We start from the raw sequence: 22,634 nt of genomic DNA, 5'->3' as shown, positions 1-22,634 counted from the left end.
CCGCCTGCCTGCTGCTGAGCACGCCAGAGCATCGGTTTGTCCGGAAGTCATCGAAGTTCTCCGTGAGCTGAGGACGGATTTCAGCTACGGCGCTGGCCACTTCTGAGACAGTGCTGGTGGTCTCCGTCGGGGTAGGTGCCTCGGAGGGGGCGCTCGACACCGAAGGCTCCGCTGCCTGGGTGCTTGAGCTGCACCCGGCTAGGGCCAGTGTCAGCATGAGGGTAAGTCCGAGCGATCTTTTCAACAGAATCTTTCTGGCAGGAGAGCGGATAGGGACCGCTTCGAATATTGGATGCCCCTTGATGCAGCACCTGAGATCCAGTTGCTTTGAGCGGCACATGGCAGATTATCGGGGCCCGAGGTTTGACGGATAGCAGACACGCTGACTTTGGAAGCGTTGGCCGTCACACATTACGCCGAGAATCGGCTCCTAAACGGCCGCGAGGCTGAACCTTAGGACGCGGGCCCGTATTGAAGCACGCGGGTTGTCCGCTCGTGGGCTCCGCCTAGCGGCCAAGGGAGAGCGCCCCCTCAAACCTCAGCCACCGGAGCCGCGAACTGCGCCGCGTACAGCGCGGCGTACGCCCCGCCGGCCTCCAGCAGTGACGCGTGTGTCCCCTGTTCCACGATCTGGCCGGCTTCCATCACCAGGATGAGGTCGGCGTCGCGGATGGTGGAGAGCCGGTGCGCGATGACGAACGAGGTCCGGTCGGACCGCAGCGCGCTCATGGCCTTCTGCACCAGTACCTCGGTGCGGGTGTCCACGGAGGACGTCGCCTCGTCCAGGATCAGCACCGAGGGCCGGGCCAGGAACGCCCGGGCAATCGTCAGGAGCTGCTTCTCCCCCGCCGAGACGTTGGCGCCCTCGTCGTCGAGCACGGTGTCGTAGCCCTGCGGCAGGGACTTCACAAACCGGTCCACGTACGTCGCCTTCGCCGCCTCCAGGATCTCCGCCTCCGAAGCATCCGGCCGGCCGTAGGCGATGTTGTCCCGGATGGTCCCGCCGAACAGCCACGTATCCTGCAGCACCATCCCCATCCGCGAGCGCAGCGCGTGCCGGGACATCGCGGCGACGTCCACGCCGTCCAGCGTGATCCGCCCGGCGTCGAGTTCGTAGAAGCGCATCATCAGGTTCACCAGCGTGGTCTTGCCCGCCCCGGTCGGGCCCACAATCGCCACCGTCTGCCCCGGCTCCGCCACCAGGCTCAGCTTGGAAATCAGCGGCTTGTCCGGCGAGTAGGCAAAGGACACGTCCTCGAACACCAGCCGCCCCCGGCCCCCAGAAGGAGCCACGGACGGCACCGGGTCAGGCGACTGCTCCTCGGTGTCCAGCAGCTCGAACACCCGCTCCGCCGACGCCACGCCGGACTGCAGCAGGTTCGCCATCGAGCCCAGCTGGGCCAGCGGCTGGGTGAACTGCCGCGAGTACTGGATGAACGCCTGCACATCGCCCAGCTGCATCGCCCCGGACGCCACCTGCAGCCCGCCCACCACGGCGATCCCCACATAGACCAGGTTCCCGATGAACGTCATGGCCGGCATGATCAGCCCGGAAATGAACTGGGCGCCGAAGCTGGCCTGGTACAGCTCCACGTTCTTCTGCCGGAACGTCTCCTCCACCTCGCGCTGCCGGCCGAACACCTTCACCAGTGCGTGCCCGGTGTAGGTCTCCTCGATCTGGCCGTTCAGTTCGCCGGTGTTCTTCCACTGCGCCACAAACAGCTTCTGCGAGCGCTTGGCGATCACCGTCGTCGTCACCAGGGTCAGCGGAATGGTCACCAGGGCGATGATGGCCAGCGTGGGCGAGAGGATCACCATCATCACCAGCACCCCGGCCACGGTCAGCACCGAGGTCACCGCCTGGCTGATGGACTGCTGCAGGCTCTGGGAGATGTTGTCCACATCGTTGGTCACCCGACTGAGCAGCTCGCCGCGCTGCACGGTGTCGAAATAGCGCAGCGGCAGCCGGTTGATTTTCGCCTCGATCCGCTCGCGCAGCCGGTACACGGTGCGCTGCACCACGCCGTTGAGGATATATGCCTGCATCCACATAAACGCCGAGGCGAGCACATAGAGCACCAGCGCCCACAGCAGCACCGAGGACAGCGCGGCGAAGTCGATCCCGGTACCGGGCGTCAGCGCCATGGCGCTGAGCATGTCCGCCTTTTGGTTCTCCCCCGCGGCCCGCAGCTGCGCGATCAGCTGGGCCTTGCTCACCCCGGCGGGCAGCTGCTTGGACACGACACCGGCGAAAATCAGGTTGGTGCCCTCGCCCAGGAGCCGCGGCCCGATCACGGACAGTGTCACGCTCACGACGGCGAGCAGGAGTACCAGCGTCAGCCAGATCCGCTCGGGGCGGAGTTCGCCCAGCAGCCGTTTCGCGGACGGGCCGAAGTTCATCGCCTTCTCCGCGGGGATGTTCATCCCCGCGAACGGGCCGCCGTGGCCGGGGCCGCCGCGCGGTCGCGGGATCCGCAGCGGGGCCTCCTGGCCGGAGCCGGCCGGCTTCCCGCCGGCACCGCCGGCACCGCCACCCGAGCCTCCGGCGCCGCCGGAAGCAGAAGCCCGGGACTCGACCTTGCTCATACCGCCTCCTCCGCCGCGAGCTGGGAATTCACGATCTCGTTGTACGTCGGCGAGGTCTCCAGCAGCTCCTCGTGCGTGCCGTGCGCGACGATCCGGCCGTCGTCGAGCACCAGAATCTGGTCCGCATCCACAATGCTGGAAACCCGCTGGGCGATGATCACCAGCGTCGCGCCGGCAGTGTGCTGCCCGAGCGCCTGGCGGAGCCGGGCGTCCGTGGCGGTGTCCAGCGAGGAGAACGAGTCGTCAAAGATATAGAGCTCGGGGCGTTTCACCAGCGCCCGGGCAATCGCGATCCGCTGCCGCTGCCCGCCAGAGACGTTGGTGCCGCCCTGCGAGATGGGCGCGTCCAGGCCGCCCTCCATCTCCCGGACAAAGTCCTCCGCCTGCGCGATGGACAGCGCCCGCCAGAGCTCGTCCTCGGTGGCGTCGGGCTTGCCGTAGAGCAGGTTGCTGCGGACCGTGCCGGAGAACAGGTAGGGCTTCTGCGGGACCAGGCCGATGTGCCCCCAGAGCAGGTCCGGGTGCAGTTCCCGGACGTCCACGCCATCGATCCGCACCGAGCCGGAGGTGGCGTCGAAGAGCCGCGGCATCAGGTTCACCAGGGTGGTCTTCCCGGACCCCGTGGAGCCGATGATCGCCGTCGTCTGCCCGGCGCGGGCGGTGAAGTCCACGTCCGAGAGGACCGGCGCCTCGGCACCCGGGTAGGCGAACCCGACGTCGCGCATCTCCAGCTCGCCGCGGGCTGCACCGGCGAGGCTGACCGGGTGCTCCGGCGGCCGGACGCTGGATTCGGTGCCCAGCACCGCGCCGATCCGGTCCGCGGAGACGGCGGCGCGCGGGATCATGATCGCCATGAAGGTGGCCATCATGACGGACATCAGGATCTGCATCAGGTAGCTCAGGAACGCGATCATGGTGCCCACCTGCATGGAGCCGTCCTCGATCCGGAACGCGCCGAACCAGATCACGGCCACGGAGGAGACGTTGAGCACCAGCATTACGGTGGGGAACGCGAGCGCCATCAGCCGGCCGGCGCGCAGCGCGGTGTCCGTGACGTCCTCGTTGGCCCGGCCGAAGCGGGCGGTCTCGATGTCCTCGCGGACGAAAGCGCGGACCACGCGGATGCCGGTGAGCTGTTCGCGCAGCACCCGGTTGACCGTGTCGATCCGGGTTTGCATCAGCCGGAACAGCGGCACCATCCGGGTGACGATCAGGCCCACGGCGATGAGCAGCACCGGCACGCTGACCGCAATCAGCCAGGACAGCTGCACGTCCTGCCGGACCGCCATGATGACCCCGCCGATGCTCAGCATGGGCGCGGTGACCATCAGCGTGGCGGACATCAGCACCAGCTGCTGGACCTGCTGGACGTCGTTGGTGGATCGGGTGATCAGGCTGGGCGCGCCGAACCGGGTCACCTCCTGCTCGGAGAACTCCGCCACCCGGGTGAAGATCGCCCCGCGCACGTCCCGGCCCAGCGCCATCGCGGCCTTCGCGCCGAAGTAGACGGCGGCGATGGTGCAGGCGATCTGCAGCAGGGTGACCATCAGCATCACGCCGCCGACGCGCATGATGTAGTCCGTGTCCCCGCGCGCCACACCCTGGTCGATGATGTCAGCGTTCAGGGTGGGCAGGTACAACGAGGCGATGGACGCCGCCAGCTGGAAGACGACGACGGCGAGCAGCAGCCGCCGCTGCGGCCTCAGGTATTCGACGAGCAGTTTCCAGAGCATCCGGTCTCCAGTTCTTGCACGGTCCCCGGTTGGTGGTCCGGAGGTCAGTTTACGTCCGGATGCTGGGCGCGGACGGGGTTATTCTCTGGGCGGACTCGGCGCGCGTCGACGCGGGCGCCGCCAGATCTTGACACGGTCTTAATTTGATCCGCTGACCTGTCATTGGCACTGCGCAACGTCGAGTAGCGTTGCTCCCAATCGGCCAGAAACGGAAGGAAGTCTTGTCATGGAGTATGTCGTGCTGCAGGTGATCCTAAAAGAGAAGCTGTGGGGAACCGGCTCGGGAAACCTGACTTCTCTGGAGAAGACCCTCAACGATCAGGCCGCAAAAGGCTATCGCCTCCACACCATAACCACCGCCAGCAGCGGGAGCAAGGGACTCGGCGGCGGTGACCGCATACAGGCAACCATGGTGTTCGAGCGCCTCGGATAGTCGCACCTCGCTGTGGCGTCGGGACGCCATGGCATCCTCCGGCGAGTCCGTTCGCAGGAAAGCGGTCGTGCTCCAGATTGAGAGGAGGTCGAGGTTCGCTCACGGAATTTGACTGCCCGGAGGCAGGAGTTCGCTCAGCAGGCGACCCTGCGCCGTGATCAACTTCTTTCGGGAACAGCCGTCAGTTAATCCCGGACCAAGGTGTACCTTGGCCGAATGCTGAGCATTGGTTCGATCGTGATCAGGGTGGAAAACCTCGAACGCCAGATGGCTTTCTGGCAGGCCGCGCTGGGCTACGAGCCGCGGCACGAGCCCCTCGACGACTTTGTCATCCTGCAGCCGCCGGCCGGTGCCGGCACCTGCATCTCCCTAGACCGCGTTCCCGCGGCCCTCCAGATCCCGCCACGCCTGCATCTGGATCTTTACACCGACCAGCAGGACGCCGAAGTGCAGCGGCTCCTGGCCCTGGGCGCCACCCCGGTCGAGTGGAGCAAGCGGCCGGCGGACGCGGACTACGTGATCCTTGCCGACCCGGAGGGCAACCGGTTCTGCGTGGTGGACACCGCCGGGACGGACAACTCGCCGTCGTCCATTGAAGAAAGCGAACGTCTGAGTGCTGGCGCACATTCCTTAAGTCGGCGCCTCAGTCCGCTGGCTTGCGAGCCAATTACGACGGAGGATACGGGCTAGGAGGCGGGATCGGCGTCGTGTTTCGCGGGCTGATGGCCTTGGACGGCGGCGCGGACGTCGCCCTTTTGGTGCCCGTCCTTGTGTCCGCTGTCCTTCTTGCCGAACGGCAGCGCTTTGAGCAGCGGCTGCAGGATCGCCATCACGACGAGGCCCCAGGCGAGTCCGAGGACGGCCGAGCACAGGGTGTTCACGAGCCAGGCCAGGAAGCCGCCCGCCACCGGGATCCCGGCTACGGGGTGCTCGAGGGCGTGGACCAGATCGTAGGGCAGGTGCCAGCCGAGGTCGTGGGCGCCCTGCAGCATGATGTGCCCGCCCACCCACAGCATGGCGCCCGTCCCGACGACGGTAATCGTGGTCAGCACGGCGGGCATCCCCTTGACGAGCAGCTCGCCGAAGCGGTGGGAGCCCGCGGACTCCTTGGTGGTCAGGTGCAGGCCGATGTCGTCCATCTTGACGATGAGTGCGACGGCGCCGTACACGGCGGCCGTGATCGCGATCGCCACTGCGACCAGGATGGAGGCCCGAACCCACAGGGATTCGGCCGCCACCTCGTTCATCGCGATGACCATGATCTCGCAGGAAAGGATGAAGTCGGTGGTGATGGCGCCCTTGGTGACCTTGGCCTCCGCCTCCGGCCCCCGGTCGACCGCCGGGGTGTCTTCCTCGGCGTCGTGCTGTCCGCGGAGTTTGTGCCAGACCTTCTCGGCACCCTCGTAGCAGAGGTAGGTGCCGCCCGCCATGAGGATGAACGGAATGACGCCCGGGATGAAGGCGCTGATGAGCAGCAGTGCCGGCAGGATGATCAGGAGTTTGTTCCGCAGCGAGCCCCAGAAGATCTTCTTGATCATCGGCAGTTCGCGGGACGGGTCCGCCCCGGACACGTACTGAGGGGTGACTGCGGCATCGTCAATGACCACGCCCGCGGCCTTGGCCCCCGCCTTCGCCGCTCCGGCGGCGACGTCGTCCACCGAGGCGGCCGCGATCTTGGCCAGGGCTGCGATGTCGTCCAGCAGGGCGACCAGGCCGCCGCTCACAGCCCGCGTCCGTACTGTTTGGGGGCGGACGGCTGGACGGGGGTGCCCTGGTCGGGGTGCGTGATCGGCATGCTCAATTATATGAGGGATAGCCCGTCGGCTCTGGATCCGAACCGGGCCGGCTCGGTAGCGTGAAGAGCATGACCATCAAACTTGAGAACGTCGGCATCGCCGTGCGCAGCCTCGACGAGGCGATCGCGTTCTTCACCGACCTCGGTCTGGCGGTCGTTGGGCGGGACACCGTCAGCGGCGAATGGACCGACACCGCCGTCGGGCTTGACGGCAATCACGCCCACATTGCCATGCTCGAAACGCCGGACGGCCGTGGCCGCCTCGAGCTCTTTGAATACATCCATCCCGAGGCGATCGAGACGGCGCCCACCCGTCCCAACGAGATCGGCATGCACCGGGTCGCGTTCTCAGTCTCCGACATCGACCAAGCCCTGGAGATCGCCGCGCGGCATGGCTGTTATCCGCTGCGCGGCGTGGCGACCTACAAGGACGTTTACAAGCTCACGTACCTCCGCGGCCCCAGCGGCATCCTCGTGATGCTTGCCGAGGAGCTGAAGAAAAGCTGAGGGCCGGGCCAGTGCGCCCGTTCGCCGGACGGGCGCGCAGTCTGGTTCGATGAGCGGATGGAACATTCACAGTTGAATTTGCCCTCTCCGAAGCTCACCGCGGGCGATCGGGTCGCGGTTCTCTCGCCGTCCTTTGCCGCGCCTGGATTCGCCCCTGCCGTGCATGAGCAGGCCATGCGGCGCCTCATTGCGACCACGGGCCTGGTACCGGTGGAGTTCCCAACGACCCGCAAGCTCGGTTCCAGTCCAGAGGAACGGGCGGCGGACATCAATGCGGCGTTCGCCGATCCCAGCATCCGTGCGATTCTCGCGACCATCGGCGGCGACGACCAGATCACGGTCGTGCCGCATCTGGACGCCGCGGCGGCCGTAGCGGATCCGAAGATCTTCATCGGCTACAGCGACAACACCAATCTGCTCAACTGGCTGTGGTCCCTTGGGATACCCGCATATTACGGCGGTTCCACCCAGGTTCACCTCGGCGCCGGGCCGGGTGCGGACGACGTCCACCTCGCTTCCCTGCGTGCGGCGCTGCTCACCGGAGGCGAACTTGAGGTCACCGAACCGGGGGAATCAGAGGACTTCGGGCCGGATTGGCTCGAGCCACGGGCGCTCGTCGAATACGGCGACCGCGAACCCACCGAACCCTGGACGTGGACGGGTCCGGCATGCACCGTCTCCGGTCCCACATGGGGCGGCTGTATCGAAGTCCTCGACCAGCTGGCCATCGCCGACAGGCTGCCCGCCCTCGACGCACTCCGGGGCAGCATCCTGCTCCTCGAAACCAGCGAACTGCTGGCTCCCGCCGACTGGGTTAAGCGGTGGATTCGAGCGCTCGGCGAGCGTGGCGTCTTGGAGGCAGTCGACGGCGTGATGGTCGCCAGGCCACCCGTCAGCAGCCACGGGCAGATCCCGCCCGCCGTCGAACGGGCTCAGTTGCGCTCGGCACAGCGGGATGTGGCCGCCGCCGAAATCGCACGATACAACCCGGACGCCGTCGTCTGCATCGGGGTCCCGTTCGGGCATACCCGGCCACAGTGGATCATCCCCTATGGCGGTCAGATCCAACTCAACGGCGAAGCAAAGACGATCACCGCGAACTATTCCTAAGCGTCGCGGAGCTCGAAAGTCAGCGACCAAGTTGGCTAAGCGGCGAAGCCCGCGATCCGGGCGTTGGATCGCGTTCATCCTCGCCGGAGCGCCGATCCTGACCGTTCTGCTCTGTAGTCCTTGCGCTCCACTCCCGCCCGGAATACCGTCTCGAGAAGCAGGAGCAACCACGAGCGGAAGGCATGCCGTGCTGAAGCAAGTCGCTGAAGGGGTTTGGGTTCACCAGAGCGAGTTCCTGCAGAGCAACGCCGTCATCGTTCAGGGCCGGGCCGGTGTGCTGCTCATCGACCCCGGGATAACGCGCGGCGAAATGGCGGACCTCGCGGACGACCTTCGCGCGTTGGACCAGCCCGTCGTGGCAGGCTTTTCGACGCATCCGCATTGGGACCACGTGCTCTGGCACCCGGACTTCGGCGACGTGCCACGGTACGCCACGGCCCGCTGCGCGGCACCGATCCAGGACCTGCTGTCGCAGCCGGACTGGAAGGACCGCGTAGCCGGCGTGCTGCCGGCGGACTTCGCCGGGGAGATCCCGCTGGAACTCCTGGGCCTCATCACCGGCCTGCCCGCCGGAACCGCACAGCTTCCCTGGGACGGCCCCAGAGTCCGGATCATCGAGCACCAGGCCCACGCCGCGGGCCACGCCGCGCTGCTGATTGAGGACGGCGGGGTCCTTGTCGCCGGGGACATGCTTTCGGACATCCTGATGCCGTTCCTCGATCTGAAGTCCGCGGATCCGATCGGGGACTACCTCGCCGCCGTGCAGCTCTTCGAGGGCATTACAGGCGACGTCGCCGCCGTCGTCCCCGGCCACGGCTCAGTCGGCGGAGCCGAGCAGCTGCGGGCGCGGCTCCGGCAGGATCGCGCGTATGTGGAGGCCTTGCGGGACGGCGCTGAGCCGAATGACCCGCGGCTGGGCCCCTCGGCTCCCTTGGAATGGCTGGCCGGCGTGCATCAAGGGCAGGTACAACAGCTCGCCCAAAGAAACGGGAAGCCCGAATAGCGGCCCCGCGCTGAGCTACCCGCCGATCACCACGTTCGCCGGCGGTTCGTCCGCGAGCATGAGCTCGATCTGGCGCTGCAGGAGCTTGCCCATCCGTGGGCGCATGGCCGAGGTGGCGCCGCCGATGTGCGGGCTGATGATGACGCCGGGCGTGCCCCACAGCGGGTGGTCCTGCGGCAGCGGTTCGGGGTCGGTAACGTCCAGGGCGGCGCGGATTCGGCCGGAGGCGGTGTGCTTCACCAGGGCACCGGTGTCAGCGACCGGCCCGCGGGCGACGTTGACCAGCAGCGCGCCGTCGGGCATGGCGGCGAGGAAGGCGTCGTCGATCAGGTGGCGGGTGGAGTCGCTGAGCGGGACCACCACCACCACGATGTCGTGCTCCGGCAGCAGGCTGTGCAGTTCGTCGATGCCGTGGATCTGGCCGTGCGCGTCGGACCGCGCCTTGCTGGCCACCCGGGTCACGGTGGTTTCGAAAGCCAGCAGCCGGTCCTCGATCGCCTTGCCGACGCCGCCGTAGCCGACAATTATCACGCGCCGGTCCGCAAGGCTTGCGGTGGGACGGCTCTCCCAGCGGCCCTCCTGCTGGTTCTTCAGCATCCGGGGGAATTCACGCTGGCTGGCCAGGATCAGGGCCAGGGTCAGTTCGGCGGTGGACGCCTCGTGGACGCCCGCGGCATTCGCGAAAACGCGGCCGGCGGGCAGCACCTCTTCGACGCCGTCGTAGCCGATCGACTGGCTCTGCACCAGCCCGGTCTCCACGCCCTCCAGCCCGCGCAGCGCGGACCAGCCGCCCATGTAGGGCGGAACGACGATGTCAATGCTCGGCTGCGGCGCTTCGCCGGACAGGTCCCACTCGAGGACGGTGACATCCGGGTGGGGCTGGAGATATTCACGCAGGGTTGCGTCCGGCAGGCTGACAGTAATTTTCTTCGGCATAGTTGCCAGCCTAGTAGGCCGGCGCGGACGACGGCGGATGACCGCGGCAGGTGACTGCCGCCGTCGTCGTCCGCGACCGTGGTGAGTCACGGGCGCTGAGTGTGGACAGCGCCTAGTTCGAGCCAGCTCTGTTCAGCGCCGCTTCCAGCAACTCGATGTCGATCCGGGCATGCGCTAACCCTATGGCTGCCGCCTCGGCTTGGCGCTGCGCGCAAATAGCCTCAACGAGCCGCTCATGATCGGCTAACGCGCGGAGCTCCATTTCGCGCATGCCCTCAGGGAAACCCCAGAGATGGGCTGGCGCCGCGAGCCCGATCTGCGCTTCGAGCTCTAGGAGAATGCGTTTGAGAGTCAGGTTGTGTGACGCTTCCGCGATAGCCGTGTGGAGCCTCGCGTCGGCCTTTTGGGAGGCGGTGCCCGATTCGGCCCCCCGGTAGGCTTCCAGCCGCTCCCTGAGCACAGCAGCGTCAGCGTCGGTCCGGTTCTCTGCCGCGGCCCGGGCGATCGTGCCGTGAAGGTGGACCATGGCCTCGCAGGTGTCGCGCAGCGATTCCCAGCGGGACGAGAGAGTCCTTTGCACTGACGCGTTGGACGCCGCTGTCCATTGTTCCCGGACGAACGAGCCACCTGCACGGCCCCGCTGTGTCGATAGCAAGCCTTGGTCGACTAGACGGCCAATGGCGGCTCGGACCGTCATCCGTCCCACATGCAAGGACTTTGCCAGGTCGCGTTCCGACGGCAAGCGGGCGCCCGGCAAATATTCGCCTACCGCAATCGCCGTGATTAGCCGGTCGGTGATTTCATCGGCCCGGGACATCGCGGCCAGAGGCATGTCCAGCGACCCTTCGGGCCCGTCATCTTTGCTCTTGCCCATGGCACCAACTTATACATATTTGTAAAAGGTCTTGGAATTGGACCATTAGTGCGCAAGGATGATGCTCACGCCCGACCAAAGGATTTTGCGTGACAACCCTCACAACACATAGAGTCCCCTTCCGCCAGTGGGAGACCTGGGTGGCGATCTTCACCCCGGATCTCCCCCTAGCTGGAGCTCTCCCCCTTATCGTGCTTCACGGCGGACCGGGCATGGCTCATAACTACCTGCAGAACCTGGCGGCCCTGACGGAAACCGGCCGCACTGTCATCCTTTACGACCAGTTGGGCTGTGGAAACAGCTCGCATTTACCCGATGCCCCGGCGGATTTCTGGGTTCCGCAGCTGTTTGTCGATGAGTTCCTCAGCCTCCTTGCGCACTTCCAGATCGAGGACTTCCATCTTCTCGGGCAGTCCTGGGGTGGCATGCTGGGCGCGGAAATCGCCGTGCGACAGCCGCCAGGTTTGGCGAGCCTATCCATCTGCAACTCCCCCGCTTCAATGGGGCTGTGGGCGGACGCCGCCACAGATCTCAGGGAGCGGCTGCCCCGAGATGTCCAAGATGCGCTGACGTTCCACGAGAACGCGGGCACGGTAACTTCCCCTGCGTACGCTGCTGCCACCATGGCCTTCTACGAGCGCCATGTTTGCCGCACCACGCCTTTCCCAGCAGATTTCGAGGAGAGCGTGGCTCAGATGGAAGCCGAACCGACGGTCTACCACACAATGAACGGCCCCAACGAGTTCCACGTCATCGGAACACTGCGCAACTGGAGCATCGTCGACCGGTTGGAGCGGGTGACCGCCCCGACGCTGGTGGTAGCCGGTGAACATGACGAAGCAACCCCTGCTACCTGGGCACCTTTCATCGCCAATATTCCAGATGTCACCAGCCACGTCTTCGCCGGGGCAAGCCACTGCTCACACCTCGAACAACCCGAGGCTTTCCGGGCCGTCATCGCAGCCCACCTAGCCCGCCACGACCACCACACCCTTGTCTAGGACCACCACAACCACCTCACTCCCAGAAAGAACTCGATGGCAAACTCATCAAGCCCCCCTGAACTCAGCGCCCAACAGCAGCTCGAAGCCTTCGGCTACAAACAGGAACTCAAACGATCGGTTTCCACCACGGATCTACTGGTCTACGGACTCGTCTTCATGGTGCCGATCGCTCCGTGGGCGATCTTCGGCGTCGTCTACAACGCGGCGGGAGGGATGGTCCCGCTCGTATACGTGATCGGCCTTGTCGCTATGATCTTTACCGCCCTCGCTTATCAGCAAATGGCAAAGTCCATCCCGCTCGCCGGCTCTGTGTTCTCCTACGTGGGACGCGGAATCCATCCCACGGCCGGGTTCTTCGCGGGCTGGGCAATCCTGCTGGACTATCTTCTGGTCCCGACGCTGCTGTACGTATTCGCCGCCGAGTCGATGGTGGGGATCTTCCCCGATTCGCCGCGCTGGCTGTGGGCGCTGATCTTTGTGGCGGTCAACACCGTAGTCAACCTGCTTGGCATCAGCTCCATCAAGCGGATGAACCGCATCTTCCTTGCGATCGAACTCATCTTTGTCGTGATCTTCATCGTCATCGCGGTCAATGCCTTGGCCGGACACACCGTCCCCGGGGCCGAGCTGACAATGAACCCGATCTGGGACGCGAGTAAGGTCACGGGCCCGCTGATCGCCTCGGCACTGTCTATCGCAGTGTTGAGCTTCCTTGGATTTGACGGCATCTCGACCATGTCGGAGGAGGCTACCGGCGGCCGCAATGCGGCTGGCCGCGCAATGGTTCTGGCACTGTTCCTCGTGGCATTCCTGTTCATCGTGCAGACTTGGCTGGCCAGCGCCCTGGCGGCAGGCCGCCCCTCATTCAACGACGACGAGGTGGGCAACGCCTTCTTCACCATCGTTGAGGCTGCCTCCAACAGCGGCTGGATGACGGCCTTCTTTGTCGTCAACGTGCTCGCGATCGGCGTCGCAAACGCCATGGCGGCGCAGGCCGCCACCTCGCGGCTTCTCTACTCAATGAGCCGAGACCGTCAGCTGCCCAAGTTCCTGTCCCGGATCGATGCCCGCCAGGTACCCCGGAACGCCATCATTATGGTGTCCGCCATCTCGGCGATCCTAGTCCTGTTCTTCGTAGGACAGATCGACGTCATTTCCGCTCTTGTGAACTTCGGGGCATTGTTTGGGTTCCTGCTTCTGCACCTCTCAGTCATCGTTCACTACGTCGTGCGCAAAAAGTCGAAGAACTACCTCCTGCATCTTGCGGTGCCCATCCTGGGCTTCCTGATCATTGGCTATGTCCTGCTCAACGCGGCTCCCGAGGCCAAAATCGGCGGCGCTATCTGGCTCGTAGTGGGCGCTGCTGTCTTCGCCTACTACAAATTCACCGGGCGGACGCCGGACTTGTCGGACGGCAGCAGCGATGATCCAGAGCTCGTCATGAGCGGAAAGGAATCCCAGCCGTGACCGTAACCGCTGATCATTTCCTCGACAAATCCAACGGGAAATTCTCTTTCTCCGCACACGAGGAGCCCGCGCTTCGGATCGCTCCCGGGACCGGCGAGCGGATCGCCTTCGAGACGAACGACGCCGTGTACGCGGAATTGCACGAGCATCACGACCTGGACCAACTTTCCGTGGGCATCAACCCGGTCACGGGACCGGTTTTCGTGGACGGAGCGGAGCCTGGCGATGCCCTGGTCGTCACGATTCACGAGATCCTGCTCAAGGAATTCGGCTGGTCCGTTAGCCTGCCGGGAACGGGAGCGCTGCGCCACGTGATGGGCGAGGAGATGTTCACCCGCCGGATCCCTATCGATGCAGACGGCGTGCACGTGACCGACCGCCACATCTTCGATGCCCAGCCCATGATCGGCTGTATCGGCACGGCACCGGCCGAGGGGGAGAATTCAACTGTCATGCCGAGCTTCGCGGGGGGCGGCAATATGGACCTGACTGGCTGCCGGCCGGGCTCGAAGGTCTACCTTCCCGTCATGGTGGAGGGCGCTTACCTCTCTATCGGAGATATTCATGCCCTGATGGCGGAGGGGGAGTCTTCCTTCGTGGCAATTGAGGCTGAGGGAACAGCCGTCGTGAGCATCGAACTCGCCAAGGCGATGAATCTTCGGGCGCCCAGAATTGAAACCGGCGAGCACTGGATCTTCGTTGGCCTAGGGGACCCTGTGCAGGAAAGCATCACCCGCGGCTACGAGGATATGTTCCACTTCCTCGTCCAAGACCATGGCTGGCAACGGGAAGACGCTTACGCCGTTCTGAGCGCCGTCGGGGACTCCCGGCTAGGCGGTCCGACCGGGTCCTCGACACCGGATCCGCTCCATCCTTTCAGTCCGGTGGGAGCAGTCACCGTCCACCGCCTGCCCAAGAGTGTGCTGAAAGCCCATTCCTGAGTCCAAACCCCGAGAGGCTGAGCCCGGCGCGATACCGCGGCGGGCTCAGCCTCTTAGTCGAAGGGCCGGCGCGGACGACGGCGGCAGGTGCCGGCCGCCGTCGTCGTCCGCGTCCCGGAGTGCCTAGCGGCCGAAGAGCTTGGCGAAGAAGCCGGTCTTGGGCTCGTCTGCGTGGCCCTTGCAGCGGTCGGCGCTCTTGACGCCGCGCATGACCTGGTCCACGTGCTGGCCGCAGCCGGCCCACGTGGTCTTGCCGCACTTCTTGCATGCAACCTGTCGGCACATCTGGTGTCTCCCTTTGTCGGTATGGGTCTACCCCTCCACTATACCCCGGGGGGTATGTTGCGCAAGTTCATGGAACACCATTCCGCCCAAGGGCGTTAGTTTCCTACAGTGGGACCCGTCGACGGGACGCACGCACTGACTTCAGACCGTACCGAGAGGATCGCTTCATGGCATACATCAAGGTTGGAACCGAGAACAGCACCGACGTCGAGCTCTACTACGAGGACCACGGCGCCGGGCAGCCGGTGGTCCTGATCCACGGCTACCCGCTGGACGGCTCGTCCTGGGAGAAACAGACCGCCGCGCTCCTGGCCGCCGGCTACCGCGTGATCACCTACGACCGGCGCGGCTTCGGCCAGTCCAGCAAGCCCACCGACGGCTACGACTACGACATCTTCGCCGCCGACCTGAACACCCTGATGACCGGCTTGGACCTCAACGACGCCGTGCTGGTGGGCTTCTCGATGGGCACCGGCGAAGTGGGCCGCTACCTCGGCAGCTACGGCTCGGCGCGCGTGGCCAAGGCCGTCTTCCTCGGCTCACTGGAACCATACGTGCTGCAGACCGAGGACAACCCCGACGGCGTCCCGCAGTCCGTGTTCGACGGCCTGATGGAAGCGGTCACGGCCGACCGCTACGCCTTCTTCACCGACTTCTTCAAGAACTTCTACAACAGCGACACCTTCCTGGGCACACCGCGGCTCAGCGAGGAAGTCATGCGGGCTGGCTGGAACCTCGCCACTGCGGGCGGCCCGACGGCGTCCGCTGCCGCGCAGCCCACCTGGCTCACCGACTTCCGCGGCGACATCCCCAAGATCGACGTCCCGGCCCTGATCGTCCACGGCACCGCGGACCGGATCCTGCCGATCGACGTCACCGGCCGCCGCTTCACCAAGGCCCTGCCGGACGCGGAGTACGTGGAGATCGACGGCGCCCCGCACGGGATGCTCTGGACCCACGCCGCCGAGGTCAACAAGGTGCTGCTGGGGTTCCTGGCCAAGTAGGCCGCAGCGGCGGTTTCCGCGCCGGTTCAGGACGGGCGCACCTCGGGTCCGGGGTGCGCCCGTCCGCGTCCGTAGCGGTTTTCCGGAAGCGTCGGAGGGGCTGGCGCATGCGGGTCCACAGGCGCACGATTAACGTACCGGGAATGCCCTGGCGCAGACCCCCGGCCGACGCCCTATTTAGCACGGGCGAGCTAATCGAAACTGGACGGACGTGCCACCGCGACTGCGGTGCCACCGCGGCGTGATCGTGACGGGCACACGCCGTCCGACCCTCTTGAACCGCATCCTCCAGTAGGAGCACCAAAAGAAATGTCCATCACCACATCACCAACCACGTCCCACCCCCGGGCGGCCAAGTTCACCTTGGTCTCGGCCATCACCCTGGGGCTCATCGGCGGCCCCGTCGCCTTGGCCGCACCGGCTGACGCGTCGACCCGCCAGGGTGGCTGCACCGTCGACCCGTTGAGGCCAACCGACCGTAGCCACTGGGTCGATTTCCGCATCAAGGTGGACTGCCGGGACAACAGGACCGTGCAGATAAGGCAGTTGCGTTATGAAGACGAGCGCGGCCGCAGGCACGACGATTTCCTGGGCGGCTCAACGTTCTGGGAGTCCTTCAACCGGCGCCACGAGTCGACGACCGTCCACAGCTACCGCTTCGTCCCTGACCGCCGCGGCGAGGAAAAGGTTTACCAGCTCGTCTCGTTCCGCGTCCGCGTGGGCAACCACTGGTCCAACTGGACCCGCTGGGAGAAGAGCGAGGTGGCAACGCTCCGGCACTGAACGTCTTCCACGAAAGTGCCAATACACCGGAAAGCCAAGGGGTTCCCTTGGCTTTCCGGTGTGCTGCGCGCTAGACCTCGTCGTCCCACCCGCCGGCGCCGACGGCGTCTTCCGGCTTGTCGTCCGACGTCGGGTCGCCGGACCCGATGTACGCCGCGGGCACCGTTCCGGCGGCCTGGGTCTGCTGTTCCTCGCGGATGTTGCCGGCGCGGCCCGGCTCGGTGTGGCCCGGCTCGGCGTGCGGCTGGCGGGCCTCGACGTCGTCGGAGTCGCCCTGCTGCTGGCGCTCCTTCGCGGCCTCGGGGTCGCCGGGACCGCGCAGGCCGGCGGGGTCGTTGCTTGGCTCATTCGGATCACTCATTGCACTGCCTTTCATCCGCGGATGGACTTCTCCCACACTAACTTGGAGCCTTACCGGGCGGCGCCGGACGCGATCAGTTCTTCCAGCCCGCGCTTGAACCCGGACCGGCCGCCGTGGGCGGGATGCCTGATTTTCGGCACGTCCAGCCCGCTGCGCTGCAGGCTGCGGTGCGCCACGTTGCCGACGGCCACCACCGTCTCGATCGCAAATTCCTGCTTCAGCGCCTGCCAAAAGGGGGTTCCCAGCGCCGCTTCGGACGCCGTGGGGGTGCGGTTGGACAGGGGCCGCCCGGGCACGTGGGTGTGCCACGGGCAGGCGCTCCAGAGCAGCGGAAGGAACTCCAGCTCGGCCAGCACCTCCCACATCACCGTCGCGGTCGGCTCGGCGGCAATGCCCGCAGCGTCCGGCGGCAGAACGTAGCCCTTGCCCGGTCCGAACAGGCCAAAAGCGTTGGCTGGCCCCTCCAAAATGGGGCGGTTGGTGAACGGAACCCCGGTGATCCGCATGCCCCTGAAACCCGGGGCCTCCCCCACCAGCAGCACCTTGGGCGAACGGTCCCGCAGTTCCTGCAGGTAGATCGCCAGATTGCGCCGGCGCTGCTCATTCGCGGGCTCGCTGTGGTCGAAAAAGTTGGCGCACCCCGGCCCGGTTTCCACGGACGCGAGCCGGTGCACAAAGTCCTCGATGGAGGGTGCAATCATTCCGGACCTGCCCTCCTGGCGGCTCGTGGGTCACCCAGGCTATCCGCGGAACTTCCGCACGGGCGCCGGCGCCGCCCTAGCATGGGGACATGACGGACACGACCATCTTTACGGTGGGGCACTCCACTCACCCCATCGACGAATTCATCGGCATCCTCAAGGCCCACGGCATTAAGAAGCTGATCGACGTCCGCACCGTCCCGAAGTCGCGGCACAACCCGCAGTTCAACGCGGACGCACTCGCAGCGAGCGTGCGGGCCAACGGCATCACCTACCGGCGGATGGAATCCCTCGGCGGTTTGCGGCACACCAGCAAGGACAGTGCCAATGGCGCCTGGCGCAACGCCTCGTTCCGGGGCTACGCGGATTACATGCAGACCGAGGAGTTTTCCGCCGCCGTCGGCCAGCTGCTGGAGCACGGGCGGAGCAACGATGCGGCGATCATGTGCGCGGAAGCCGTCCCGTGGCGCTGCCACCGTTCGCTGATCGGTGACGCGCTCCTGGTCCGCAATGCCGAGGTGCTGGACATCATGAGTGAAAAGTCCGCCAAACCCCACACCCTGACCTCGTTCGCCCGCGTCGACGGCCACCGGGTCTGGTACCCGGCGGAGTGACAGCCGGGGCGCCAACCGGACCGCCCCCTACCAGCGCGGGTGGACGGATTCGCGGAAGTAGCGGTCGTAGATTTCGTGGACGCCGACGTCGAAAGTTGAGTCAATGCCGCTGACCGACGCCGCCTCCGCGTTCGCGCGGGCCTGCTCGACGTTCCGGGCCCCCGGGATCACCGTGCTGACGCCCTCCTGCGCCGCGATCCAGGCGAGGGCCGCCTGGGCGGTGCTGACGCCGTCGGGCACCAGTTCCTGGAACTCGGCCACCGCCTTGAGGCCCTCCCCGAAGTCCACGCCGGAGAAGGTCTCCCCCACGTCGAACGCCGCGCCGGCGCGGTTGTAGTTCCGGTGGTCGTCCGCCGCGAAGGACGTGTCCGCCGTGTACTTGCCGGAAAGCAGCCCCGAGGCGAGCGGCACGCGGGCGATGATGCCGACGCCGGCGGCCACCGCCGCGGGCAGCACCTCGTCCAGCGGCTTGAGCCGGAAGGCGTTGAGGATGATCTGCACGGTGGCGGTGCCGTCGTGGCGCATGGCCTCGAGGGCTTCGTCAGCCCGTTCCACGCTGACGCCGTAGTTCCGGATGGCACCCTCGGCCACCAGGGTGTCCAGCGCGTCGTACACCTCGGCGTTGCTGTAGACGGCGGTGGGCGGGCAGTGCAGCTGGACCAGGTCGAGCTGCTCGACGCCGAGGTTCCGCCGGGACCGGTCCGTCCATTCGCGGAAGTTGGCGAGGTTGTAGTTTTCCGGCCGCTGCTCCATCCGGCGGCCCATTTTGGTGGCCACCGTGATATCCAGGCCGGGGTTGTCCGCCAGGAAGGCGCCGATGGCCTGCTCGCTGCGGCCGTCGCCGTAGACGTCGGCGGTGTCGAAGAACGTGACGCCGGCTTCCGCGGAGGCGGCCAGGATGGCCTGCGCCTGCGCCGGGTCCACGTTGCCCCAGTCCGCTCCGAGCTGCCAGGTGCCCAGCCCGATGATGGAAACGTTCCGACCGGTCTTGCCCAAGATTCTTTGTTCCATGATCCGACTATAGGGTGTTGCCTTGCTAGCCTGAGGCTGTGAAGTACGAGAGGCTGTGGATCGGAATGCTGGTTGGCGCTGCCCTCGGCTTTGCCATCGGCGTGGCCACGGCCGACAAGCCTTTTACCGGGCTCCTGATCGGGGTGGCCGTCGGGGCGCTGATCGGCCTGGCTGCCCGCAAGGACCCCACGAAGCGGTAGGGCCGCTCCTGCATCTGAAGGAACCCTCATGACCTTTTCGGTGAACTGCTCCATCATGCTCGCCGAGCTGCCGCTCCTGGAGCGCCCGGCCGCGGTGAAGGCTGCCGGTTTTGACGCCGTCGAGTTCTGGTGGCCGTTCGCCAGCTCCGTCCCGGGCGACGCCGAGCTCAGCCGCTTCGAGCACGCGATCACGGACGCGGGGGTCCAGCTGGTCGGCCTGAACTTCAACGCCGGCGACATGCCCGCCGGCGACCGCGGCCTGGTGTCCTGGCTGGGCCGGTCCGACGAGTTCCGGGACAACATCGATGTGGTGGCCGGCATCGGCGGACGGCTCGGCTGCACGTCCTTCAACGCTCTCTACGGCAACCGGCAGGCGGGGCACGCCCCCAAGGCCCAGGACGAACTGGCAGTCCGGAACCTGGCCGCGGCGGCCGCGGCGGTGGCCCGCATCGGCGGCACCGTGCTGCTTGAACCCGTCAGCGGCGCCCCGGACTACCCGCTCCGCACCGCCGACGACGCCCTCCGGGTCATCGCCAGGGTCAAGGAGGAAACCGGTGCCGGGAACATCAGGCTGCTCGCCGACTTCTATCACCTCTCGGTCAACGGTGACGACGTCGACGCCGTGATCGAAGCCCACGCCAAAGACTTTGGCCACATCCAGATCGCTGACGCCCCCGGCCGAGGAGCCCCCGGGACCGGTCAGTTGCCTCTGGCGGCATGGACCGCCCGCAGCCGCGAACTCGGTTACGCGGGCCGCATCGGCCTGGAATACCAGGCGCCCGCGGCCACGGCGTTCGACTGGGCCCGCCGGCAACCCGCGGCCCGCTGAGGGACCGACGTCGGGCAAGCCGGCACCGCGACGGCGCGCCGCCCTTAGCGCGTTCCGGCCCGCTTGCGCCGGTCCTTGCCGCCGCGGAGGTCGCGGTTGAGGCGGCGGTCGCCGTAATAGAGGATTCCCTCCCAGTTGACCTCTTCGGGCGTCTTGGGAACGATGCTGGGAGCCGCGGGGGCGGCCTGTTTTGGCTTGATGTAGAGCCAGTTGAGGACTCCGAGCCAGATGTCCACAACCGAGTTCCGCAGCCCGATGTAGGCGCGGATGGCGTACGCGGCCATAACGGCGTTGAAGGCAGCGAAGGCGGCATTGGTCCAGTTTTGCTGCATGGCATCGCGCCAGACCGTGAATAGGGAGAACGCGACAATGGCGTACGGCGCCAAAACGTAGATCGCCGGGGCGGCCGTCCGGTCCTTGACCTTGGGGGTCCGCGCAAACGGGATCTTGTCACCCGTGACGGCCTGCTGCAGTGATTTCATGACGCCGGCGAGGTTCACCGGCATCAGCACCAGATTGAACCCGTAGATCCGGAAGATGTCGCTGAAGCGGTGGCCGGATTCACGCAGGTCGCTGCCCATGGCCAGGAAGTATGGCAGGGCCGCCGCAAAGACCAGGGGGCTCAGTAGCCTGCTGTCGTAGGGGTAAGCCAGCAGGAACAGCAGCCCGAAGCTCGCCCAGGTGATCGACGCCATGTAGTTGACGCGGAGCATGATTTCCCGGCTACGCATGGCCTGGTCGGTGCCCCGGCGGTGCCGGATCGTGTCCCAGAGTTTCGGCAGGATCAGCAGGCCGCCGTTGGCCCACCGCCGGCGCTGGACCACGAGGGAACCAAAATCCGGGGGTGTGGCGCTGTAGCTCAACCGTTCCGGATAGTTGACGAGTTCCCAGCCCTCGCGGCCCAGGTCCACACTCGATTCGGTGTCTTCGATCACGGTCCGGTCCTGGATATAGGTCCGCACTTCGAACCCGCCTTCGGCGGAGACTTCCACGATGTCTTCCAGCGCGACCTTGCGGATGACGGCGTTGGCGCCGACCCAGAAGGTGGACCCGTACCGCGTCATGCCCTGGTGCTGGACGTGCTGGAGGTCGGTGGTGGCGCCGGCGACACGTTCGATCCGGGTGGGCGCACCCCTGAAGGACGAATATGGCGTCTGGGTCACGGCCACCCGCTCGTTTCCGGGCGATTCCAGGAAGTGGACCAGACGCAGGCAGTAGTCCCGCAGCAGCAGCGAATCGGCGTCCAGGGTCAGGACGTAGGTGCTGTCCTCGACGATGAGGTCATCGCCCGCCGGCACGGTGGACGGCCGGAGCACGGTGCCGTCGGCGGTGTGTTCGCTCCGCCAGCGGTGTCCCATCAGGCTCAAGTAAGCGTTCAGGTTCATGGCCTTGTTCGCCTCGTGCGACAGGCTGGCGTACTTCTTGCGCTCGAACGTGGAGACGCGGGCGTTGAAGATCCAGGTCAGCCGGGCGTACAGCTCCCGCATGCGGGGCACCTCCGGCTCCGTGCCCTGCGCCTGAGCCGCGTGGAGGGCCGTCAGGACGAGCCGCAGTTCACGGGCGAGGCCCATGAGGACGAGGTCCACGAAGAACTCATCGACGTGGTCATCCACCCGTTCCGTCTCGGCCATGGCCTCGATCCAGTCCGCGGCGTACTCGTACTCGGCGATGAGCGCCGGCAGTCCGCCGGCGGCCTTGCCCTTGCTGGCGCGGAGGTTAAACGAGTCGCTCGCGGCGTTTAGGCGGCTGGCCGGCTCGTGGAGGGCCCGGTTGATACCGGCGGCGAGCTCCCGTGTCGCCTGCAGCCGCTCCTGGTCCTGAGGGTCCGCGGGGAACGGCGGGTCGTCGAGCAAGAGGACGACGGACAGGTCCGGGAATTCCTGCAGCGCGGCGGACCACAGCGTGGCCCGGACAACCTGCGGTTCCTCGGCATACGAGGGCACAAGCACGGTGACGGCCTTGTCGTAATCGACGAAATGGCGGTCCAGCTCTCCGCGGGGAACCCTGCGGTGCTCACGGAACCGGTTCAGCGCACCCTGCCGGGCCAGGAGGTACATCAGGGCAGAAAACGTCAGGAATGTTACGACGACGACATACGACACCGCTTCCGCCCGGAATCTGAATCCCGCCGTCGGGTCATTGACCAGCGCCCTGAGCACTGTGGTCACCACATAGCCGACCCAGGCCAGCACCGTAACAAGAATGCCGACCCTGCCCAGAATAATTTTCCGGCGCGAGGGTTCGGGGTGCACGATTGCCAACGGCTCCGAGCGCCGTTCCGCACCCCATTGGCGCTTACGGCTCTTTGCACTCTCGTCATCGGCCGTAGTTTCATCCGGCCGCGAATTGGCCAAAAGGTTAGACATGCATCCCCATCCACGTCATGCGTGCCCCCAGCGGACACACAGGAGGTCATCCTCCCGTCAAATCGGGTCCTGACCTGCCCTTATACTAAGC

The 22,634-nt window shown here is 66.2% G+C and carries 23 protein-coding genes; 13 read left to right on the top strand and 10 right to left on the bottom strand.

The window, feature by feature from the left end:
• Positions 1-531: 531 nt before the first annotated feature.
• Positions 532-2,586 carry an ABC transporter ATP-binding protein gene (locus AC1DB8_RS00740; protein ID WP_476891950.1) on the bottom strand — a complete coding sequence of 685 codons (2,055 nt, stop codon included), beginning with the start codon at positions 2,584-2,586 and terminating at the stop codon, positions 532-534.
• The gene (locus AC1DB8_RS00735; protein ID WP_476891949.1) at positions 2,583-4,319 is read right to left on the bottom strand and encodes an ABC transporter ATP-binding protein; all 1,737 of its coding nucleotides are present in this window, start codon (positions 4,317-4,319) and stop codon (positions 2,583-2,585) included. The genes AC1DB8_RS00740 and AC1DB8_RS00735 overlap by 4 nt, the downstream gene beginning before the upstream one ends.
• A gap of 226 nt (positions 4,320-4,545) precedes the next feature.
• Here AC1DB8_RS00735 and AC1DB8_RS00730 point away from each other — a divergent pair, with 226 nt between their 5' ends.
• Positions 4,546-4,752, top strand: coding sequence for a DUF4177 domain-containing protein (locus AC1DB8_RS00730; protein WP_441416677.1), 207 nt, complete (start codon positions 4,546-4,548; stop codon positions 4,750-4,752).
• A gap of 216 nt (positions 4,753-4,968) precedes the next feature.
• Positions 4,969-5,442 (top strand): VOC family protein, encoded by a 474-nt coding sequence (locus AC1DB8_RS00725; RefSeq protein WP_441416676.1) that lies wholly within the window; start codon positions 4,969-4,971, stop codon positions 5,440-5,442.
• On the opposite strand, the gene AC1DB8_RS00720 is transcribed toward AC1DB8_RS00725, so the two are convergent.
• Positions 5,439-6,476, bottom strand: a complete 1,038-nt coding sequence (locus AC1DB8_RS00720) for a DUF808 domain-containing protein (RefSeq protein ID WP_441416675.1) — start codon at positions 6,474-6,476, stop codon at positions 5,439-5,441. The two genes, AC1DB8_RS00725 and AC1DB8_RS00720, sit on opposite strands and share 4 nt — an antisense overlap.
• Positions 6,477-6,616: 140 nt before the next feature.
• On the opposite strand from AC1DB8_RS00720, the gene AC1DB8_RS00715 reads away from it, so the two are divergent.
• The 3 genes from AC1DB8_RS00715 (at position 6,617) to AC1DB8_RS00705 (ending at position 9,167) form a co-directional block, all read left to right on the top strand.
• Positions 6,617-7,054, top strand: coding sequence for a VOC family protein (locus AC1DB8_RS00715; RefSeq protein ID WP_441416674.1), 438 nt, complete (start codon positions 6,617-6,619; stop codon positions 7,052-7,054).
• Positions 7,055-7,111: 57 nt separating this feature from the next.
• The gene (locus AC1DB8_RS00710) at positions 7,112-8,164 is read left to right on the top strand and encodes a S66 family peptidase (protein WP_476891948.1); all 1,053 of its coding nucleotides are present in this window, start codon (positions 7,112-7,114) and stop codon (positions 8,162-8,164) included.
• 187 nt (positions 8,165-8,351) lie between these two features.
• Complete coding sequence (locus AC1DB8_RS00705) at positions 8,352-9,167, top strand: MBL fold metallo-hydrolase (protein WP_476891947.1); 816 nt, start codon at positions 8,352-8,354, stop codon at positions 9,165-9,167.
• Between the two features lie 15 nt (positions 9,168-9,182).
• Here AC1DB8_RS00705 and AC1DB8_RS00700 read toward each other — a convergent pair whose 3' ends face one another.
• Both AC1DB8_RS00700 and AC1DB8_RS00695 read right to left on the bottom strand, forming a co-directional pair.
• A complete protein-coding gene (locus AC1DB8_RS00700) occupies positions 9,183-10,103 on the bottom strand; it encodes a 2-hydroxyacid dehydrogenase (protein ID WP_476891946.1) in 921 nt (306 codons plus the stop codon).
• A 112-nt stretch (positions 10,104-10,215) separates the two neighbouring features.
• Positions 10,216-10,977, bottom strand: coding sequence for a FadR/GntR family transcriptional regulator (locus tag AC1DB8_RS00695; protein ID WP_476891945.1), 762 nt, complete (start codon positions 10,975-10,977; stop codon positions 10,216-10,218).
• A gap of 140 nt (positions 10,978-11,117) precedes the next feature.
• Between AC1DB8_RS00695 and AC1DB8_RS00690 the strand changes: the two genes are divergently transcribed.
• From AC1DB8_RS00690 to AC1DB8_RS00680, 3 genes are read left to right on the top strand one after another with little or no spacing between them, the layout of a single operon-like run.
• Positions 11,118-11,978 carry a proline iminopeptidase-family hydrolase gene (locus AC1DB8_RS00690; protein ID WP_476891944.1) on the top strand — a complete coding sequence of 287 codons (861 nt, stop codon included), beginning with the start codon at positions 11,118-11,120 and terminating at the stop codon, positions 11,976-11,978.
• A gap of 36 nt (positions 11,979-12,014) precedes the next feature.
• Complete coding sequence (locus tag AC1DB8_RS00685) at positions 12,015-13,448, top strand: APC family permease (protein ID WP_476891943.1); 1,434 nt, start codon at positions 12,015-12,017, stop codon at positions 13,446-13,448.
• Positions 13,445-14,389 (top strand): acetamidase/formamidase family protein, encoded by a 945-nt coding sequence (locus tag AC1DB8_RS00680; RefSeq protein ID WP_476891942.1) that lies wholly within the window; start codon positions 13,445-13,447, stop codon positions 14,387-14,389. The genes AC1DB8_RS00685 and AC1DB8_RS00680 overlap by 4 nt, the downstream gene beginning before the upstream one ends.
• A gap of 123 nt (positions 14,390-14,512) precedes the next feature.
• Here the strand turns inward: AC1DB8_RS00680 and AC1DB8_RS00675 are convergent, their stop codons facing one another.
• Positions 14,513-14,674 (bottom strand): hypothetical protein, encoded by a 162-nt coding sequence (locus AC1DB8_RS00675; protein WP_175322402.1) that lies wholly within the window; start codon positions 14,672-14,674, stop codon positions 14,513-14,515.
• Between the two features lie 167 nt (positions 14,675-14,841).
• Between AC1DB8_RS00675 and AC1DB8_RS00670 the strand changes: the two genes are divergently transcribed.
• Positions 14,842-15,678 carry an alpha/beta fold hydrolase gene (locus tag AC1DB8_RS00670; protein WP_476891941.1) on the top strand — a complete coding sequence of 279 codons (837 nt, stop codon included), beginning with the start codon at positions 14,842-14,844 and terminating at the stop codon, positions 15,676-15,678.
• A 309-nt stretch (positions 15,679-15,987) separates the two neighbouring features.
• Positions 15,988-16,461, top strand: coding sequence for a hypothetical protein (locus AC1DB8_RS00665; protein WP_476891940.1), 474 nt, complete (start codon positions 15,988-15,990; stop codon positions 16,459-16,461).
• Between the two features lie 70 nt (positions 16,462-16,531).
• Here the strand turns inward: AC1DB8_RS00665 and AC1DB8_RS00660 are convergent, their stop codons facing one another.
• Positions 16,532-16,822 carry a hypothetical protein gene (locus tag AC1DB8_RS00660; RefSeq protein WP_476891939.1) on the bottom strand — a complete coding sequence of 97 codons (291 nt, stop codon included), beginning with the start codon at positions 16,820-16,822 and terminating at the stop codon, positions 16,532-16,534.
• A 50-nt stretch (positions 16,823-16,872) separates the two neighbouring features.
• Positions 16,873-17,523 (bottom strand): uracil-DNA glycosylase, encoded by a 651-nt coding sequence (locus tag AC1DB8_RS00655; RefSeq protein ID WP_476891938.1) that lies wholly within the window; start codon positions 17,521-17,523, stop codon positions 16,873-16,875.
• A gap of 89 nt (positions 17,524-17,612) precedes the next feature.
• Here AC1DB8_RS00655 and AC1DB8_RS00650 point away from each other — a divergent pair, with 89 nt between their 5' ends.
• Entirely contained in the window at positions 17,613-18,137 is a 525-nt protein-coding gene (locus AC1DB8_RS00650) for a DUF488 domain-containing protein (protein ID WP_476891937.1), read from the top strand.
• A gap of 27 nt (positions 18,138-18,164) precedes the next feature.
• Here AC1DB8_RS00650 and AC1DB8_RS00645 read toward each other — a convergent pair whose 3' ends face one another.
• On the bottom strand, positions 18,165-19,148 hold the full coding sequence (locus AC1DB8_RS00645) for an aldo/keto reductase (RefSeq protein ID WP_476891936.1): 984 nt from the start codon (positions 19,146-19,148) through the stop codon (positions 18,165-18,167).
• Positions 19,149-19,186: 38 nt separating this feature from the next.
• On the opposite strand from AC1DB8_RS00645, the gene AC1DB8_RS00640 reads away from it, so the two are divergent.
• Positions 19,187-19,348 carry a hypothetical protein gene (locus AC1DB8_RS00640; protein WP_441416662.1) on the top strand — a complete coding sequence of 54 codons (162 nt, stop codon included), beginning with the start codon at positions 19,187-19,189 and terminating at the stop codon, positions 19,346-19,348.
• Positions 19,349-19,376: 28 nt separating this feature from the next.
• Complete coding sequence (locus AC1DB8_RS00635) at positions 19,377-20,177, top strand: hydroxypyruvate isomerase family protein (protein WP_476891935.1); 801 nt, start codon at positions 19,377-19,379, stop codon at positions 20,175-20,177.
• Positions 20,178-20,221: 44 nt separating this feature from the next.
• Here the strand turns inward: AC1DB8_RS00635 and AC1DB8_RS00630 are convergent, their stop codons facing one another.
• On the bottom strand, positions 20,222-22,543 hold the full coding sequence (locus AC1DB8_RS00630) for a glycosyltransferase family 2 protein (RefSeq protein WP_441416660.1): 2,322 nt from the start codon (positions 22,541-22,543) through the stop codon (positions 20,222-20,224).
• Positions 22,544-22,634 lie beyond the last annotated feature (91 nt).

The organism is Arthrobacter sp. 10N410, assembly GCF_056394945.1.
Note: the sequence above shows the minus strand (reverse complement) of the source record. Positions and strands in the feature narration are given on the sequence as shown.

Excerpts from the sequence above, each read along its gene's own strand:
- AC1DB8_RS00740 (WP_476891950.1), bottom strand. The coding sequence starts at position 2,586 with ATGAGCAAGGTCGAGTCCCGGGCTTCTGCTTCCGGCGGCGCCGGAGGC.
- AC1DB8_RS00735 (WP_476891949.1), bottom strand. The coding sequence starts at position 4,319 with ATGCTCTGGAAACTGCTCGTCGAATACCTGAGGCCGCAGCGGCGGCTG.
- AC1DB8_RS00730 (WP_441416677.1), top strand. The coding sequence starts at position 4,546 with ATGGAGTATGTCGTGCTGCAGGTGATCCTAAAAGAGAAGCTGTGGGGA.
- AC1DB8_RS00725 (WP_441416676.1), top strand. The coding sequence starts at position 4,969 with ATGCTGAGCATTGGTTCGATCGTGATCAGGGTGGAAAACCTCGAACGC.
- AC1DB8_RS00715 (WP_441416674.1), top strand. The coding sequence starts at position 6,617 with ATGACCATCAAACTTGAGAACGTCGGCATCGCCGTGCGCAGCCTCGAC.
- AC1DB8_RS00710 (WP_476891948.1), top strand. The coding sequence starts at position 7,112 with ATGGAACATTCACAGTTGAATTTGCCCTCTCCGAAGCTCACCGCGGGC.
- AC1DB8_RS00700 (WP_476891946.1), bottom strand. The coding sequence starts at position 10,103 with ATGCCGAAGAAAATTACTGTCAGCCTGCCGGACGCAACCCTGCGTGAA.
- AC1DB8_RS00695 (WP_476891945.1), bottom strand. The coding sequence starts at position 10,977 with ATGGGCAAGAGCAAAGATGACGGGCCCGAAGGGTCGCTGGACATGCCT.
- AC1DB8_RS00685 (WP_476891943.1), top strand. The coding sequence starts at position 12,015 with ATGGCAAACTCATCAAGCCCCCCTGAACTCAGCGCCCAACAGCAGCTC.
- AC1DB8_RS00675 (WP_175322402.1), bottom strand. The coding sequence starts at position 14,674 with ATGTGCCGACAGGTTGCATGCAAGAAGTGCGGCAAGACCACGTGGGCC.
- AC1DB8_RS00670 (WP_476891941.1), top strand. The coding sequence starts at position 14,842 with ATGGCATACATCAAGGTTGGAACCGAGAACAGCACCGACGTCGAGCTC.
- AC1DB8_RS00665 (WP_476891940.1), top strand. The coding sequence starts at position 15,988 with ATGTCCATCACCACATCACCAACCACGTCCCACCCCCGGGCGGCCAAG.
- AC1DB8_RS00660 (WP_476891939.1), bottom strand. The coding sequence starts at position 16,822 with ATGAGTGATCCGAATGAGCCAAGCAACGACCCCGCCGGCCTGCGCGGT.
- AC1DB8_RS00655 (WP_476891938.1), bottom strand. The coding sequence starts at position 17,523 with ATGATTGCACCCTCCATCGAGGACTTTGTGCACCGGCTCGCGTCCGTG.
- AC1DB8_RS00650 (WP_476891937.1), top strand. The coding sequence starts at position 17,613 with ATGACGGACACGACCATCTTTACGGTGGGGCACTCCACTCACCCCATC.
- AC1DB8_RS00645 (WP_476891936.1), bottom strand. The coding sequence starts at position 19,148 with ATGGAACAAAGAATCTTGGGCAAGACCGGTCGGAACGTTTCCATCATC.
- AC1DB8_RS00635 (WP_476891935.1), top strand. The coding sequence starts at position 19,377 with ATGACCTTTTCGGTGAACTGCTCCATCATGCTCGCCGAGCTGCCGCTC.
- AC1DB8_RS00630 (WP_441416660.1), bottom strand. The coding sequence starts at position 22,543 with ATGTCTAACCTTTTGGCCAATTCGCGGCCGGATGAAACTACGGCCGAT.